At 59.8% G+C, this 17,540-nt stretch carries 12 protein-coding genes; 7 read left to right on the top strand and 5 right to left on the bottom strand.

Annotated elements, in window-relative coordinates; all coding sequences use genetic code 11:
- Positions 1 to 35 precede the first annotated feature (35 nt).
- Positions 36 to 857 (bottom strand): LytTR family transcriptional regulator DNA-binding domain-containing protein, encoded by an 822-nt coding sequence (locus I3J13_RS13990; RefSeq protein ID WP_196379181.1) that lies wholly within the window; start codon positions 855 to 857, stop codon positions 36 to 38.
- A gap of 92 nt (positions 858 to 949) precedes the next feature.
- Between I3J13_RS13990 and I3J13_RS13985 the strand changes: the two genes are divergently transcribed.
- Positions 950 to 1,438, top strand: a complete 489-nt coding sequence (locus tag I3J13_RS13985; protein WP_020809203.1) for a DUF2306 domain-containing protein — start codon at positions 950 to 952, stop codon at positions 1,436 to 1,438.
- A gap of 98 nt (positions 1,439 to 1,536) precedes the next feature.
- A complete protein-coding gene (gene ypfJ, locus I3J13_RS13980; protein WP_196379180.1) occupies positions 1,537 to 2,469 on the top strand; it encodes a KPN_02809 family neutral zinc metallopeptidase in 933 nt (310 codons plus the stop codon).
- Between the two features lie 40 nt (positions 2,470 to 2,509).
- Here the strand turns inward: ypfJ and I3J13_RS13975 are convergent, their stop codons facing one another.
- A complete protein-coding gene (locus I3J13_RS13975; RefSeq protein ID WP_196379179.1) occupies positions 2,510 to 2,989 on the bottom strand; it encodes a DUF2938 domain-containing protein in 480 nt (159 codons plus the stop codon).
- 123 nt (positions 2,990 to 3,112) lie between these two features.
- Entirely contained in the window at positions 3,113 to 5,203 is a 2,091-nt protein-coding gene (mcpU, locus tag I3J13_RS13970; protein ID WP_196379178.1) for a methyl-accepting chemotaxis protein McpU, read from the bottom strand.
- Between the two features lie 329 nt (positions 5,204 to 5,532).
- On the opposite strand from mcpU, the gene I3J13_RS13965 reads away from it, so the two are divergent.
- Positions 5,533 to 6,930 (top strand): MATE family efflux transporter, encoded by a 1,398-nt coding sequence (locus tag I3J13_RS13965; RefSeq protein WP_196379177.1) that lies wholly within the window; start codon positions 5,533 to 5,535, stop codon positions 6,928 to 6,930.
- 38 nt (positions 6,931 to 6,968) lie between these two features.
- On the opposite strand, the gene carA is transcribed toward I3J13_RS13965, so the two are convergent.
- Positions 6,969 to 8,174: a glutamine-hydrolyzing carbamoyl-phosphate synthase small subunit gene (carA, locus tag I3J13_RS13960; protein WP_196379176.1), complete on the bottom strand. Its 1,206-nt coding sequence runs from the start codon at positions 8,172 to 8,174 to the stop codon at positions 6,969 to 6,971.
- A gap of 335 nt (positions 8,175 to 8,509) precedes the next feature.
- On the opposite strand from carA, the gene I3J13_RS13955 reads away from it, so the two are divergent.
- From I3J13_RS13955 to I3J13_RS13940, 4 genes are all read left to right on the top strand, one after another.
- Positions 8,510 to 8,962 (top strand): GatB/YqeY domain-containing protein, encoded by a 453-nt coding sequence (locus tag I3J13_RS13955; RefSeq protein WP_003522833.1) that lies wholly within the window; start codon positions 8,510 to 8,512, stop codon positions 8,960 to 8,962.
- A 380-nt stretch (positions 8,963 to 9,342) separates the two neighbouring features.
- Positions 9,343 to 11,328, top strand: a complete 1,986-nt coding sequence (gene dnaG / locus I3J13_RS13950; protein WP_196379175.1) for a DNA primase — start codon at positions 9,343 to 9,345, stop codon at positions 11,326 to 11,328.
- Between the two features lie 393 nt (positions 11,329 to 11,721).
- Positions 11,722 to 13,776 carry an RNA polymerase sigma factor RpoD gene (rpoD, locus tag I3J13_RS13945; protein ID WP_035260974.1) on the top strand — a complete coding sequence of 685 codons (2,055 nt, stop codon included), beginning with the start codon at positions 11,722 to 11,724 and terminating at the stop codon, positions 13,774 to 13,776.
- 196 nt (positions 13,777 to 13,972) lie between these two features.
- Positions 13,973 to 14,893: a DUF930 domain-containing protein gene (locus I3J13_RS13940; RefSeq protein ID WP_196379174.1), complete on the top strand. Its 921-nt coding sequence runs from the start codon at positions 13,973 to 13,975 to the stop codon at positions 14,891 to 14,893.
- A gap of 43 nt (positions 14,894 to 14,936) precedes the next feature.
- Here I3J13_RS13940 and I3J13_RS13935 read toward each other — a convergent pair whose 3' ends face one another.
- A complete protein-coding gene (locus I3J13_RS13935) occupies positions 14,937 to 17,489 on the bottom strand; it encodes an HWE histidine kinase domain-containing protein (protein WP_196379173.1) in 2,553 nt (850 codons plus the stop codon).
- Positions 17,490 to 17,540: the final 51 nt, after the last annotated feature.

Here is a 17,540-nt window from a genome sequence, read left to right as displayed (position 1 = left end):
CGGAACCCCATAAATTCCGGAATCGACAGAAACTCTTAACCGGCAGGGGCGTGTGCGGTGAAACGGGCCTGGACCGCTGCACTATAGGAGCGGCTGACGGGGATTTCCGTGCCGTCTCTTGTGATGAGATGCAGACGACCGGCCTGTTTGCGCAGCGAGACGGCGTCGGCATCGGCAATCCAGTGCGACCGGTGCACCTGCAAGCCTTCCGTCTGGCCGATTTCTTTCAGCGCATCGGAAAAACGCAGCAGAACGAGCTGATGCCCGCGCGTGGTGACGATTTCAGTATAGTGGTCCTGCACCGACAGTCGCAGCAATTCTCCGCGCTTTTGCGGCGGTAGCCGCTCCAGCAGCGGTACGATGCCCTTTACCTCGCGTCTGGTATCTTCGCCCGTGTCCGTAGCGGCATTGGCCGCTGTTTCGAGCGACTGGCAGGCGGTGAGATAACTTAGCAGGCAGAAGATGGCGCAGAGAGGCAGAGACGACAGGCTGCTTTGCAGAAAGGGGCCGAAACCCATTTCCTTGCCTGAAAAGACCCGGTTCGTGATGGTGAGCAGCAGCCCGATCGGCTGGGCGGCCGTCAGCGAGCCGATCATCATGCGCGTCAGCATATTTTCGATGCTGCCGGCAAGGATGCTGTTGGCGATGATGGAAAAGGATATGGCGAATGTCCAGGCGCTGGCCTGTATGATTGTCCAGTAAAGCAGCCGGTCGGCGAAGCTCATGGTTTCGCTCGTTCCGAAAGGTCCGGTCACGATGAAGATCGCCAGCACGGCGAGAAACGTCAGCCACAGCCTGCGCGATTGCAGGATGGCGTGCATTTCACGAAGCGTGGATTGCAGATATGGGTGATCCACGAAGTTTTCCTGCGGTTGGCGTCAATCCGTTTTTCCTGAGGGCATGTTTTGCCCAAATTGCCGGTGATTTCAACCGAGCCGAAACAGCACCCATGTCATTCCAGCCTTTGTTAGACGCACCGCTTGCCGTGCAGTTCCATGTCGCCACTGTCGTGCCTGCGGCCATTCTCGGCGCCTTCATCTTCCTGCGCCCCAAGGGAACTGCCATCCACCGGCTGTTCGGCAAGATCTGGGTGATGCTGATGGTCACGACGTCCGTTTCGACGTTCTTCATCCATGAATTGAGGATGTTTTACGGTTTCAGCCCGATCCACCTGCTTTCCGCCTTCACGATATATGGCTGTCTGCAATCGATCTATTTCGCGCGCCGCGGCGATATCAGACGCCATATGCGGATCATGCAGAGCGTTTATCTCGGCGGCATCGTGATTGCCGGGGGCTTCACCTTCGTTCCGGGACGCATCATGCATGAGGTTGCTTTTGGTGATGGCAGAGCCGGATTTGTGGCCTTTTCCGCCGGCGCTCTCCTGTTTGTCTTCCTGTTTCTGACCGTGTTGAAACAAAGACGCAGAGCCGCATGAAAGACTCCGTTTACTGCCTCTGCTTCCTTCCGGAACAAGATGTATTATAGTGCCGTTATAAGGCAGCTTGTTAAGGCGATATCCGCCGGGAGAATAGCATGGAATGGAGAGGGCGCCGCCAGTCGGACAATATCGAGGACCGGCGCGGCATGTCGGCGGGATCGGGGCCGTCGGGCAACGATCCTTTTTCCCGTGGCGGAATGCGTGTGCCTATCGGGCGGCGCGGCGGCGGTATCGGTATTGGCGGCATTCTTATCATCCTGCTGATAAGCTGGGTGCTTGGCATCAACCCGCTGACGCTGCTTTCGGGCGGCGATATTTCACTGGATGGCGGCGGTACGACGCAGCAATCCGGCGGTCAGCAGGCGGGCACGCGTCCGCAAGGCCAGTCGTCGGACGAGACGACGGCTTTCGTGCGCACCGTGCTGGCCGAGACGGAAGATACGTGGAGCGGCATTTTCCAGTCGGCCGGTGAGACCTATCAGAAGCCGACGCTGGTTCTGTTCTCCGGTCAGGTGTCTTCCGCCTGCGGTTATGCTTCCGCCGCCAGCGGCCCGTTCTATTGCCCGGGCGACCGCAAGGTCTATCTCGACACCAGCTTCTTCAAGGAACTGGACCAGCGTTTCGGCGCGGCCGGCGATTTCGCGCAGGCTTATGTGATTGCGCATGAGGTGGGCCACCACATCCAGAACCTGACCGGCGTTCTGCCGGAGTTCAACCGCCGCCGCCAGTCGATGAGCCAGGTGGATGCCAACAAGATGTCGGTGCGCGTCGAGCTTCAGGCGGATTGTTATGCCGGCATCTGGGGCAAGTTCACCGAGCAGAAGGGTATTCTCGAAACCGGCGACCTTGAGGAAGCGCTGAACGCCGCTCACCAGATCGGCGACGATACGCTGCAGAAGCAGACCCAGGGCTATGTGGTGCCTGACAGTTTCAACCACGGCACCTCGGCACAGCGCGCGGAATGGTTCAAGCGCGGTTTCCAGAGCGGCCGTGTCGAAGATTGCGATACGTTCTCGGCGAATATCTGAGAACCGGACAGGAGAGGGGGCTTTTCAGCCCCCTTTTCATTTAGCGCATCAAAAGCGCCACGGCATACATGCCGAGGGCGAAAACGGTATGGGCCACAAGGTTGAGAAAGCGGACCTTGTTCGGGTTGGGGGTCTTCGACGCCGCCCAGCCAATGCCGAGCCCCGGCTGCAACAGGAACCAGCCCGCGCCGACCGTTATGATGCCGACGATCCATGGCTCAATGAAGGAGGGATCGGCAAACCACGCGGCCGGAACCACCAGCGCGAGAACGATGCCATAAATAATGCCGACGGCGTAATGTGAAATCCAGCCGAGCGCCAGTTCATGTTCATAGGGTTCAGCCGTGGCGATGCTGTCGTGAAATATCGTACCTTTCGGCACATGCCAGAACCAGCGGCCGACCGGCGCCCAGTTTGGCGCGGACTGGCCGAAGAACCGGTGCAGCACGATTGCCCATATATCCATAAACACGGTGCCGCCAATGCCCATGGCAATGCCGCGCCAAATCAGTTCCAGCATAGATCCCTCCGCATATCATGATCGATCAAGCTCTAGCGGATCACGCCGGTGGCGGGAACCGACTATTGTGGGAGCTGGACAAGAAAAATGGCCGGATCGCTCCGGCCATTTCTGTTTTTGCCATCATGCAGCGCGCCCATACTCCGCCTGCCGCCGGGTGGCCGTGGCGAGCTGGAACTGTGCGAGCAACTCGTTGAGCGCCGCCGCTTCCGAGGCGAGCCCGTGGCTTGCGGCCGTCTGTTCCTCGACCATGGCGGCATTCTGCTGCGTGCCCTGATCGATGGTGTTGATGGCTGTGTTGATTTCCTGAAGGCCAGTCGACTGTTCGCGCGACGACGTCACGATGGCGTCGATGTGGCGATTGATCTCCTGTACTTCGCGGACGATGGTTTCCAGCGCCTTGCCGGCATTGCCGACGAGATCGACGCCGGACTGCACCTGCGATGTCGAGGCGTTGATCAGCGTCTTGATCTCCTTCGCCGCATTGGCAGAGCGCTGGGCAAGCTCGCGCACTTCCTGGGCGACGACGGCAAAACCCTTGCCGGCCTCACCGGCGCGGGCGGCTTCCACACCGGCATTCAGCGCCAGAAGGTTGGTCTGGAAGGCGATCTCGTCGATCACGCCGATGATGTTGCTGATCTCGGACGACGATTTTTCGATGCCTTCCATGGCGCGAACCGCATCTTCGACGATGACGCCGGACTGTTCGGCATTGTTGCGGGCGCGGTCGACCAGACGGCCCACTTCTTCCGCACGGCGGGCGGAATCCTTGACCGTCGTGGTGATTTCCTCAAGCGCCGCCGCGGTCTCTTCCACGGAGGCCGCCTGCTGCTCGGTGCGCCGTGCGAGATCGTCGGCGGACTGGCGGATTTCGCCGGCGCCGGCGTCGATGGCGCGAGCGTTCTGGCCGACGGTGCTGAGCGCTGCGTTCAGCTTGGTGACGGAATTATTGAAATCATCGCGCAGACGGTCGATGCGGGTCACGAAAGGTGTGTCGATGCGGTAGTTGAGGTCGCCATCGGAAAGATGCGCCAGTCCCCGGGCAAGCGAATCGACCGCGAACTGGATGTCGGCGGCGTCCTTTGCCGCCAGTCTTTCGCGCTCGCTGCGCTCCCGTTCGGAAAGCGTGCGGTTTTCTTCGGCATCGCCTTCGAGACGCAGGCGTTCCATGGCGTTCGACCGGAACACGGCGACGGCCGCGGCCATGGAGCCGATCTGGTCGGTGCGCTCCTGACCGGGAATGGCGACCTCGAGATTGCCGGATGCGAGGCCTTCCATGGCCGAGGTCATCTGCGTCACCGGGCGAACGATGAAGCGGGACAGCACGGTGGCCAAAAGACCGATCATGATCGCGGCGGCGAGAATTGTGGCGATGGTCGCCGCCAGGCGGAACTGGCCAATGGCGCCATAGGCAACATCGGAATCAACGACAAAGCCGAGATACCAGTCGACCGAGGGCAGGCCGGCGACCGGAATGAAGCTGGTGATCTTACCCTTGCCGTCGATTTCCGTCTGCGAAATCGCCGAGGAAATGGCCGGCGTATTGACCTTGAACAGATCGGCCAGCGGCTTGTCGACGAATTTCGGATCGGGGTGAATAAGGATCTTGCCGTCCTTGCTGACGAGAAACGCATATCCATCCGTGCCGGCATCCACCGACTTGATCATGTTGACCAGCGAATTGAGCGAGAAGTCACTGCCCGTCACACCGGCCAGCTTGCCATCGATGGAGACGGGAATGGCGGCGGTGATGATGAGCCCTCCGGTCGATGCGTCGTTATAGGGTTCGGTCAGAACCGTCTTGCCGGCCTTGACCGCATCCAGATACCACGGGCGCTTGCGCGGGTCATATCCTTCCGGCAGCGGCGTTTTGGGGAAGGTGGTGAAGCTTCCCGTTTCGGCATTGCCGAAATAGGTCGACATGAACTGCGCGGTCAAAACGTCGTTTTCCAGAAACCGCAGCTTCGCCTCTTCATCCGGAAGCTTGGCAAGCGTCTTTGCCACTGTTTCCGTCAGCATGATGCGGCCGTTCAGCCAGTTGGCGATGCTTTGCGCGGCCTGCTTGCCGGAAGAATCGATGTTTTCCGCCACCGCTTCCGTCGTGACGCGATGCTGAAGGCTGTCGATGTAGAAGGAAAAACCGGCAAAGGCGGCGACGACAAGCGAAGACGCCGCAAAGAGGATGCGTGTCATGAGGTTGGTTTTTTTGGGCAAGCTACACGTCCTTGGAACAGGATGTACCGTTCGGCTCATCTTGTGAAATGGTGGGAAAGACATGCCAGAAAGGCGGGAATATTCTGCATCATGCAGCTTGTGATTTAAAAGAACTACGCGATGTTCTAATGAATAAAGCGGAATGGTAAAATTCAGCTAAATTTATCTTATGTCATGTCGTTTGCGCCGAGGCCGGAGCGGCGCCGTTTGTTTGCGTAAATTTTGATCACTCATCCGCAAAGGTTGCGTGCAGGAAGGGAATATTTTATTCATCACCATGCTGCCGTTGCGCAATTCGCGGGCAACGGCCAAAGTTCAGGTGAATTACAATGTCTTCGTCGGTTGTTGCAGAAACCGTTCCGTCCGGATCGGGGTCGTGGTTTTCGCATTTTCAGGCTACGCTTGCGCTGGGAATTCCGCTCATCGGTGCGCAGCTCGCGCAGCTTGGCATCCATACAACGGATATGGTCATCGTCGGACAGCTTGGCGCTGAAAAGCTGGCGGCCATGGTGCTGGCCGGGCAGTTCTTCTTCGTCGTCTTCATTTTCGGCTCCGGCTTTTCCGTGGCTGTGGTGCCGATGGTGGCGCAGGCCTACGGGCAGGGGGATGCGACGGCGGCCCGTCGCTCGCTGCGCATGGGCATGTGGGTGGCGATCGCCTATTGGCTGCTCGCCCTGCCGATCTTCTTTAATGCCGAGCGCATTCTCATTTCTCTTGGGCAGAACCCCAATGTGGCGGCGTTGACCGGCCACTATCTCGCCATCGCCAAGTTCGGCCTTTTGCCGGCGCTGCTGTTTTATGTCCTGCGCGGGCTCGTCAGCGCCATCGGGCGCGCCGGCATCATTCTTTATGTCACCATCATCATGCTGGTGATGAACGGTGTGCTTGCCTATGCGCTGGTGTTCGGCCATTTCGGATTGCCGGTCATGGGCATGAACGGTGCTGCCGTCGTTGCCGTCATCGTCAATGCCTTCAGCTTCATCTTCATCGTCGCCTATGTGCAGACGCGGGAGGAAACCAGGAAATACGAGCTGTTCGTGCGTTTCTGGCGGCCGGACTGGCATGCGCTCTTCGAAGTGCTGCGCCTCGGCCTGCCGATCAGCATCACCATCCTTGCCGAAGTGACGCTGTTCGCCGCCGCTTCGATCCTGATGGGGCAGATTGGCACCGTGCAGCTTGCGGCGCACGGCATCGCCCTGCAGCTCGCCTCCATCGCTTTCATGATTCCGCTCGGCCTGTCGCAGGCGGCGACCGTGCGGGTGGGCATCGCCCGCGGTCAAGGAGACTTCAAGAACCTCATCCGCGCTTCCATCATGGTCTATGCGATTGCCTGCGGTATTGCCATTTGCGGCGGCATCCTGTTTGCGGCCGTGCCGGAATTTCTGGCGAAATGGTTCCTGGATGCGAAATTGCCCGAGGCGGCGGAAGTGCTTGCCTATGCCAGCAGCCTGGTGGTGATCGCCGGCATCTTCCAGCTTGTCGACGGCATTCAGGCCGTGACGGCGGGCCTGCTGCGCGGATTGAAGGATGCGCGCATTCCGGCGATGCTGGCGCTGATTTCCTATTGGCCGATCGGGCTGGCGCTTGCCTGGACCATGGCCTTTCCGCTCGGCTTTGGCGGGCGCGGCGTCTGGTTCGGTTTCGTGATCGGCCTTTCGACGGCGGCCGTTCTGCTCACCGTCCGCTTCGTCCTTCTGGTGAAGCGTGAAATGCAAACGGCCCGCTGAAAAGCGGGCCGCATAATCTTTCCTGATTTTACGAGGTATCAGCGCTCGGCGAGCGCTGCCTCGCCTTGTCTTTCGCGCAGCAGGTTGACGAAGCGGCGGAAGAGATAGTGGCTGTCCTGCGGGCCGGGCGATGCTTCCGGGTGGTGCTGGACCGAGAAGACCGGCTTGCCGACGATGCGCAGGCCGCAATTGGTGCCATCGAACAGCGAGATATGGGTCTCTTCGACGCCTTCGGGCAGCGACTTGGTGTCGACTGCAAAGCCGTGGTTCATGGAGACGATTTCAACCTTGCCGGTGGTGAAGTCCTTGACCGGGTGGTTGGCGCCGTGGTGGCCCTGGTGCATCTTTTCGGTCTTTGCGCCGACGGCGAGACCGAGCATCTGGTGGCCGAGGCAGATGCCGAAGATCGGCAGCTCGCTCTTGATGAGGTTCTGGATGACCGGCACGGCATATTCGCCCGTGGCGGCCGGGTCTCCCGGACCGTTGGAGAGGAACACGCCATCCGGCTTCAGCGCCAGAATGTCTTCGGCCGACGTCTGGGCCGGAACGACCGTGACCTTGCAATCCAGACCGGCAAAGAGGCGCAGGATGTTGCGCTTGACGCCGAAATCGACGCAGACGACGTGGTATTTGGCATCGGCTTCGCCGAGCGTGCCGTAGCCCTTGTTCCACACCCACGGCGTTTCCGTCCAGGTGGAGGACTGGCCGGAGGTGGCTTCGATGGCGAGATCGAGACCGACGAGGCCGCTCCAGGCCTTGGCTTCCGCCTTCAGCGCTTCGATGTCGAAGACGCCGTTCGGGTCATGGGCGATGACCGCGTTCGGCGCGCCGTTTTCGCGGATCCATGCGGTGAGCGCGCGGGTGTCGATGCCGCAAAGGCCGATGACGCCGCGGGCCTTCAGCCAGGTATCGAGATGCTTGGCGGCGCGGAAGTTCGACGGATCAGTGATATCGGCCTTGAAGATGACGCCGACGGCGCCGCGGCGGGCGGCGGGCGTCAGGTCTTCGATGTCTTCCTCATTGGTGCCGACATTGCCGATATGCGGGAAGGTGAAGGTGACGATCTGGCCGAGATAGGAAGGATCGGTCAGGATTTCCTCGTAACCCGTCAGCGCCGTGTTGAAGCAGACTTCGGCCTGAACCTTGCCGGTTGCGCCGATGCCCGTTCCTTCAATCACCGTGCCATCGGCAAGAACAAGCATTGCGGTCGGTTTGCGGGTAGTCCAGGGCGCTGTCTCGGTCATCTCGTTCCGTTTCTGCCGCTTCGCACCCCGCCTCTTGAAAGGCAGGGGGTAAGGGGCCATTTTTGTCGCAGGCTTCGTGACATAAAGGGGCGCGCGATAAAGCTCGCGTTCCGACCCTTCGTTAAAATCTCGTGCAGGTGCCGGAAAATAACGAAAGCAGCCCAAGCGGTCAACCGCAGGGCCAAGATTTACGTGGAATTAAACCACCGTATTTTCAAGGTCTTATGCATTTGATTTGCTTGAGCGTGTCTGCTCGTTTATGTCGTTTCGCAAAATGAGGTGGAAAGTTTCCGTATCGAGAAGCTGCGGAATGCGCTTTCCCAAGGAGAAGAAAAATGATGCGCGACACGTTCGCAAACGCTTTGAAGGACGCATTGAAGGCTCGTGATGCACGCCGCACCTCGACCGTGCGCCTCATCCAGACCGCCATCAAGGATCGCGATATCGCCAATCGCGGCGTGGGCAAAGACCCCGTCAGCGATGAGGACATCATGCAGATCCTGACCAAGATGGTGAAGCAGCGGGAAGAATCCGCCAATATCTATGAAGGCGCCGGCCGCCCCGAGCTTGCCGCTCAGGAGCGCGAGGAAATCGTCATCATCAAGGAATTCATGCCGGAAGAAATCCCGGCCGAGAAGGTGCGCGAACTCTGCCAGGCCGTCATCACTGAGACCGGCGCGTCCGGCCTGCGAGACATGGGCAAGTGCATGAATGCGCTGAAGGAGCGTTATCCCGGCCAGATCGACTTCGCCAAGGCTTCCGGCGTCGTCAAGGATTTGCTGAAGTAAGTTCGGGCATCCTTAAAAAGTAAAGGCAGGGCAGATGTGGGCTGCCCTGCCTTTTTTCTGTCGACGAAAACGCATTCCGGCGGATCAAAATGCGGTCCTTCACAGGCTTTTTTCGGGGGACGTGCCTGCGGGCGTCGGCAGATTATACGGAGGTCAATTGCTGCCTTCGCTGATGTTTTTACATCGCCGCCGCGGCCGGCTCAAATTACAAAAACATAATTTTTGGTGATGCTGCGGTGCCATAAATTTGCCCGAAGCTGGCGCAATGGCGATGTGATTTCGCCGTCGTGGCCTGTGAATATCGGGTATTCCTGTTCTTTAAGTTTTGTGCTGGCCTCTTTCCGCGCTTATATGAAAGACTGGCCTCGAATAGGTAACCCATGCGCTTTTCCAACTCTTTCCTTGATGAGATACGCGACCGCGTGCACATCTCCGATGTGATCGGCCGACGTGTGTCCTGGGACAAGAAGAAGACCAACACGTCGCGCGGGGATTATTGGGCCTGCTGCCCGTTCCATGGCGAAAAAAGCCCGAGCTTCCATTGCGAGGACCGCAAGGGGCGGTATCATTGTTTCGGTTGCGGCGTTTCGGGCGATCACTTCCGCTTTCTGACCGAGCTTGAGGGCCTGAGTTTTCCGGAGGCCGTGCAGCAGATTGCCGATATGGCTGGCATTTCGATGCCGCAGCCCGATCCGCAGGCGGAAAAGCGCGAGCGCGAGCGCACCTCGCTTCAGGACGTCATGGAAATGGCGACACTGTTCTTTCAGGACCAGTTACAGACCGCACTCGGTGCGCGGGCGCGGGCTTACCTGCGCGATCGCGGGTTGACCGGGCGCACCATCGAGACTTTCCGGCTGGGTTATGCGCCCGATAGCCGCAATGCGCTGAAAGAGCATCTGGCGAGCAAGGGCGTGACGAAGGAACAGATGGAGGCCTGCGGGCTGGTGGTGCATGAGAATGTGCCGGTCTCCTACGACCGCTTCCGAGACCGCATCATGTTTCCGATCCTGTCTTCGCGGGAAAAGGTGATCGCTTTCGGCGGCCGCGCCATGGCCGCGGATGCGGTGGCGAAATATCTGAACTCCAACGAAACAGAGCTCTTTCACAAGGGCAATGTTCTCTACAATTTCGCTCGCGCCCGGCGCGCCTCGCAGGCGGCAGGCGGTTCGGTCATCGCCGTCGAAGGTTATATGGATGTTATCGCGCTCTATCAGGCGGGTGTGGAAAATGCCGTCGCCCCGCTCGGTACGGCGCTGACCGAAAGCCAGCTCGATCTCCTCTGGAAAATGTCGCCACAGCCGGTTCTCTGCTTCGATGGCGATGGCGCGGGCATTCGCGCCGCCAACCGTGCGGCCGATCTCGCTTTGCCGCATATCAAGCCGGATCGTTCCGTCAGCTTTGCGCTTCTGCCCGATGGCAAGGATCCGGACGATCTCGTGCGGCTGGAGGGGCGTGCGCCTTTTGACCGGGTGCTGTCTGAAGCCAAGCCGTTGGCCGCGATGATCTGGAGCCGCGAGACCTCCGGCGTCACTTTCGATACGCCGGAAAAACGCGCGCAGCTTGAAAGCCGGTTGCGGCAGATTGTGGCCGTTATCGGCGACGAGACGGTGCGCCGTTTTTACCAGCAGGATATGCGCGACAGGCTGAACGGGTTTTTCCAGCCACGTTTTCAGCAAAGCGGGGCTCAGAACGGCAATTTCCGCCGCAACGGCGCGCAGCCCGCGGGACGCGGCTTCCAGCGCAATGCGCCGGGGCGGGGCGGGGCGATGGCCGCGCCGGCCAGCAGTATTTCAGACCGGCTGGCGCAATCGGGTCTCGTCAGGGGTTACCAGACCAAGCCTTCGCTCCGGGAAAGCGTTCTTGCCATCACCATCGTCAACCATCCCGAATTGCTGCTCGAGGAATATGACGAGATCGCCGCCATCGACTACGAGAACCGCGATCTGCAGCGCCTGTGGTCGACGGTGCTGACCTATGCGGCGGAAAGTGCGGCGGAGATTTCGCGGGCAGGGCTGATCGAGCGCCTGTCGCAGCAGGGTTTCGAGGTGCTTTTGAAGGCCATGGATCAGCAGGTGCGCAATGCCCGCCTGTGGACGGCGACGGAGCAGGCGGCGATGGAGGATGCGCGCGAGGGTTACGTGCAGGCGCTTTCCCTGCATAAGAGGACGAAATCCCTGCTCTGGCAGAAAAAGGAACTGGAGCGGGAAATCGCCGAGGCGACGGATGACGCACGCGGTACATTGCTGGTGCGGGCGCTGGCCGAAGTGCAGCTTGAAATCGGCCGTATGGAAAATCAGGAGGCGATCATCGATGGTTTCGGGGTCATGTCCGGCCGGGTGAAGGGGCCGGCCGTCGGCCATGGCTGAGGGCGGTCGGCAGAATTGAAAGGTGTTTGGGGTTGCCTTTTGCGGCAGGCGTCCTAAATAGGGGATAGTCTGGTGATAACCCGCAAAATGCGGCTCTTTTTAAGAATTTCCTTGGCTGTCTCGCCCTCAAAGGCTTGACGGGGCGGGAAATAGCGGGAATCACCATTTCAGGAAAAGTAAGGTGGAATGAGCCTTGGCGGATAGAAATTGCATGAGCAAGCATTTCCGGGTGCACTGTCTTTGCATTCTGCCTGAGGCTGCCGTGGTTAATCGGCAATTAAAGATCACTCCGTTAGGTGTCTGACAGTGATTCGCGGCAATGCGCCGGATGCTCAAGGGGCGGACGGCGATGCGGCGGAACAGGTGTTAGCGTCAGGGAAAGCGACGAGATAGATGGCAACCAAAGTCAAAGAAAACGAAGAAGCAGAAAACGAACGCGACGGTGCGACGGACGGCCCGCTTCTCGACCTTTCGGATGACGCGGTCAAGAAAATGATCAAGGCCGCCAAGAAGCGCGGCTATGTGACGATGGACGAGCTGAATTCCGTCCTGCCGTCTGAAGAGGTGACCTCCGAGCAGATCGAGGACACGATGGCGATGTTGTCCGACATGGGCATCAACGTGATCGAGGACGAGGACGCCGAGGAAGCCGCCAGCAGCGACGACGACAGCGATTCCGATAGCGACGATTCCGAAGGTGGGGAACTTGCCCCTTCCAGCGGCACCGCGCTTGCGACCGCCAAGAAGAAAGAACCGACCGACCGTACCGACGACCCGGTGCGCATGTATCTGCGCGAAATGGGTTCCGTGGAGCTTCTGTCGCGCGAAGGCGAAATCGCCATCGCCAAGCGCATCGAGGCCGGCCGCGAAACAATGATTTCCGGCCTTTGCGAAAGCCCGCTGACGTTCCAGGCGCTGATCATCTGGCGCGACGAGCTCAACGAAGGCACGACGCTGCTGCGCGAGATCATCGATCTCGAAACCACCTATTCCGGTCCGGAAGCCAAGGCTGCTCCCCAGTTCCAGAGCCCGGAAAAGATCGAAGCGGACCGCAAGGCCGCCGAAGAGAAGGAAAAGACCCGCAAGCTGCGCGCGCCGACCGGCGACGAGGATGTGACGGATGTTGGCGGCGATGGCCTGCCGCCGGAAGAGGAAGAAGAGGACGACGACGAGTCCAATCTTTCGCTTGCCGCGATGGAAGCCGAACTGCGCCCGCAGGTCATGGAAACGCTCGACACCATTGCTGACACCTACAAGAAGCTGCGCAAGCTTCAGGATCAGCAGGTTGAGGCGCGTCTTGCCTGCACCGGCACCCTGTCTTCCGGTCAGGAACGCCGTTACAAGGAACTGAAGGATCAGTTGATCACGGCCGTCAAGTCGCTGTCGCTGAACCAGAACCGTATCGACAGCCTTGTCGAGCAGCTCTACGACATTTCCAAGCGCCTGATGCAGAATGAAGGCCGGCTGCTGCGCCTTGCCGAATCCTATGGCGTCAAGCGTGACAGCTTCCTTGAGCAGTATCACGGTGCGGAACTCGATCCGAACTGGATGAAGTCGATTGCCAATCTGGCCGCCCGCGGCTGGAAGGAATTCGCCCGCGAGGAAAGCAACACGATCCGGGAAATCCGTCAGGAAATCCAGAACCTCTCCACGGAAACCGGCATTTCCATCGCCGAATTCCGCCGCATCGTTTCGATGGTGCAGAAGGGCGAGCGCGAAGCGCGTATTGCCAAGAAGGAGATGGTCGAGGCCAACCTGCGTCTGGTGATCTCGATTGCGAAGAAATATACCAACCGTGGTCTGCAGTTCCTCGATCTCATTCAGGAAGGCAATATCGGCCTGATGAAGGCGGTCGACAAGTTCGAATACCGTCGCGGTTACAAGTTCTCGACCTATGCGACCTGGTGGATCAGGCAGGCGATCACCCGTTCGATCGCTGACCAGGCCCGCACGATCCGTATTCCGGTTCACATGATCGAAACGATCAACAAGATCGTTCGCACCTCGCGCCAGATGCTGCACGAGATCGGCCGCGAGCCGACCCCGGAAGAACTGGCCGAAAAGTTGGCCATGCCGCTTGAAAAGGTGCGCAAGGTTCTGAAGATCGCCAAGGAGCCGATTTCGCTCGAAACCCCCGTTGGTGACGAAGAAGATTCGCATCTCGGCGACTTCATCGAGGACAAGAACGCGCTGCTGCCTATCGACGCCGCCATTCAGGCGAACCTGCGCGAGACGACAACCCGCGTTCTGGCTTCGCTGACGCCGCGTGAAGAACGCGTTCTGCGTATGCGCTTCGGCATCGGTATGAATACGGACCATACGCTGGAAGAAGTCGGCCAGCAGTTCTCGGTCACGCGCGAACGTATCCGCCAGATCGAGGCGAAGGCGCTGCGTAAGCTGAAGCATCCGAGCCGGTCGCGAAAGCTTCGGAGCTTCCTCGACAGCTAAGCTGTTTGCTTCCTTTAAAATTGAACCCGGTCAGTCCGCACTGGCCGGGTTTTTTGTTTCCCGCACTGGCGAACTCTGCGACAAGCCTTATGTGTGAAAACAGGCATTCCGCTTTTGCTGGATAAGCCCGGGTTCGATTTGGTTCGATGAGATGCAACAGATTTCGGCAGGCAAATGGCGGAGGGGAGGATGGGCTGTGCCCGTCTCCGTGCTGCTGCATCTTGCCGTCGTCGCGCTTTTCTTTTTCGAGCTGCCGGAGCGGATAGCCGAACCGCAGGAGCCGGAGAGCATCAGCGTCGATCTGGTGTCTCCGCCCGAGGAGAAAAAGGCGGAAGAGGCCCCGCCGCCGGGTGAAGAGAAGGCGAAAGAGGAAAAGCCGCAACCCCCACCGCCGCCGCCCGCTCCTCCGGCGGAAGAGGCGAAACCTTTGCCGCCGCCGCAGGCGACGTTGCCGGCCATCGCCATGAGGCCCGAGGAAACGCAGGCGGACCCTGAGGACAAGCCGGGCAAGACGGAGGAAGCAGAAAAGACCGAGCCTTCCGAGGAGCCTGCAAGCCAGCCTGAAAAAACGGCCGAGGAAAAGCCCGCAGCTCCTGCCGCCAACAGCGATCTTCAGGCTTCCGCCGCACAGGGGGAGATCGCGGTTTCACCCGTGAAGGAAGAAGCGCAGCCCGATCAGCCGCCAGTGCCGCAGGCCAAGCCGGCTGAGGAAAAGCCGGCGGAAGTGACGGAAAAGAAGCCCGCGAAACTTCCGGCGGCCAAAAACCTCCTGTCTTCGGCCATGCTGTCGCCGGCGCAGAGACGCCAGATGTTTGGCGATCTGCCACCGCGTCGCCGCGTCGTTCAGCTTTGCAGCACCGAAGCCCTGGCCCAGATTCAGGGCGCGGGATTTGCCGCCAGAGGCATGATCCCCTATTCGGACACGGGCGGCAGGATTTCCGGTAATTCGATCGATGCTTCCGGCGGCGCGTTCAACACGGGCAATGGCTGGCATGACGTCTCGTTCCAGTGCGAAGTCGATCTGGAAAATTACACGGTGACGGAATTCCGGTTTAAAATCGGAAATGAGGTCAGCCCGGAAGACGCGAAAAAGCGGGGCTTTACGAGATTTCAGTGAGGGCGGGTTTTTTCAATCAGGAAGCTTCATTCACATAAGTCTCCTACACCCGCTCCGCATCCCCCACCAGCAGCCCAATGCCCGCCATCAGCGCATCTTCATCATAGGGCTTCCTGATCACCGGCACGGTGCCGAATTCATCCGGCACCATGCTGCCATCCGCATAACCGGTGGCGAAGAGGAAGGGGACGCCGCGGCGGTGGAGTTCCCGAGCGACGGGGATCGATGTATCGGAGCCGAGATTGATGTCGAGAATGGCGACATCCGGCACATAGGTCTTCAGCTTTTCAATGGCCATTGCCGACGAGGTTGCCGTTTCGATTGCCTTGATGCCGTTGTCTTCCAGCATGTTCTCGACATCCATGGCGATCAGCATCTGGTCTTCGACGAGTAATACTTTCAACGGCTCCTCCCGGTTATAGCGTCTGGGCTGCGGCGCGGTTTCATCTTCGGTTTGCGTGTCGGCGACTGCCGTAGCAGAGGAAACGTGACGGGAGGGCAGGAGGATTTCCGCCTCCAACCCATCAGGCAAATAGCGTATCGTGCTGCGTCCGCCGAGATCGTATGGGATGCTGCGGCTGATGAGCGCCGTGCCGAAGCCCGCGCGCGATGGCGTGGGCAGTTTGGTGGGCAGGATTTCGCGCCACTCGATCTCGCAATCGCGGTTCTCGTTGATAGTCCAGCGCACATGCAATTGCCCGCCATTTTGCGAAAGCGCGCCGTATTTGGCGGCGTTCGTCGCCAGCTCATGCAGAACAAGAGCCATGACGGAGAAAGCGCGCGAATCGAGCGTGACCTGCGGGCCGGTCAGTTTCACAACGGTTTCCGGCGAGCGATGCGGCGACAGTTCGGCATCCAGAAGATCGCGAAGCGCGCCGCCGCCTTCACCGCGAATGATCTGGTCATGGGCAAAGGACAATGCCTGAATGCGGCCCTTCAGGGCGGTCACATATTCCTGCAGGGTCTTGCCCTCCTGCGAGGGATTGCCGACCAGCGATTTGATGATGGCCAGAACATTCTTGACGCGGTGGTTGAGCTCCTCGTTCAGCATGCGCTGGCGCACTTCCGCGCGTTCCCTTTCGCCCGCCATCAGCTCGCTGTGATGGAATGCGACCTCGACCAGCGCAATCCTCGCCGCTTCCGCGATCTCCCGGTCGGCTTCCGACCAGGGTTGCGCCTGCAGGCGGACCGTCTCTTTCCAGATCGCAAAGCTCTTGCGCGGGGTAAGGCGGTCGCCCATCGGGCCGGTCTCATAGGATTTTTCCGGATTGCCGGCCCAGTTCAGGTTTTGCACGATCTCCTTGCGGAAAAACAGCAGGTAGTCGTTTTTCACCTGCGACAGCGGGATGGCGAGCATTCCAGCTGCCGTGCCGGCATAGATTTCCGCCTCCGGTATGGCCTGCGACAGCGCATGCGTCGCCCAGACCTTGCCTTCCGACGCCGAGGCGACGAAGCGCGCCAGCCTTGGAATGGCGTCATGCGGCGGCGTTGCGCCATGGCCGTGCCAGTTGTTTCCCACCCACAGGCCGACGCCATCGCAGGGCATCAGATCGGCAAAATCCTGAAAGCTGTCGATCAGCAGTTCTTCGATGTTGGCGTGATGGGCGGCAAGCCGAAGGAAGCGGTCAAGCGCGGCGTGGGCATGGTTGACGGTATCGAGCCTGCGCTTCTGTTTAAGAACCTGCAAATGCATGGAGAAAAACTCTCCGAACATTTCAGCGGCGATCCGGACCGGCATCGTCAGCACGCGCGGGGAATAATGATGGCAGGCGATCAGGCCCCATAGCGCACCGTCGACAATTACCGAAATCGACATGGAAGCCGCAACACCCATGTTGCGAAGATATTCGCAATGGATGGGCGAGACGCTGCGCAGATGCGCAAAGGACATATCGAGAGGTTCGCCCGATGCGTCGAGCGCCGGCAGGACGGAAACCCGGGCGCCGCTCGCATCGGAGATGATGCGCAATGTGTTCTTGAGATAGAGCGCGCGGGCCTGCTGGGGTATGTCGCTGGCGGGGAAATATTGACCGAGAAAGCTTTCCAGCTCCGGCTGCTTCGCTTCCGACACGACCTTGCCGGCGCCGTCTTCCTCGAAACGGTAGATCATCACCCGGTCGTAACCGAGCGTCGCCTTTATCAGCCGCGTCGTTCTGGAGATCAGGCTTTCGACGCTGTCCGCCTCGCGGATACGGTCCACCATCTTGCGCGCGGTGCCCAGCGGCTGCGTTTCGCTGCGGGAGGGCTCGAATTCGATGATGGTGGTGGATTTGTAGCGGTGCAGGGAAATATCGAAGCTGCGGCCATCGCTCATTTCCATGGCGGGCAGCATGGCGGGGCGCGTGGTTCTGCCGGTGACGGTGAGCGCATTGCGAAGATCGTGGACGAGTTTTTTGCCGAGCACCTCCTCGGCGGTCCTGCCATTGATATCGCCTTCGACGCCCAGCAGTTCGCGGCAGTTTTCAGAATGCCGCAGCACCATGCGCATGGCGTTGTCGCAGGCGATGAGACAGCCATGCGGTTGAATATAGCCTGGGATGTGGATGGGTTCGCGGTCGCAATTGGTCAGGTCGACATGATAGTCACTGGGGGCCATGAATAAGTCTTTCGCACCCTGTGCCTGTCTTGTACGGGGAATATTGTGTTC

This window comes from Agrobacterium leguminum (assembly GCF_015704895.1).
GTDB classification, from domain to species: domain Bacteria; phylum Pseudomonadota; class Alphaproteobacteria; order Rhizobiales; family Rhizobiaceae; genus Agrobacterium; species Agrobacterium leguminum.
Note: the sequence above shows the minus strand (reverse complement) of the source record. Positions and strands in the feature narration are given on the sequence as shown.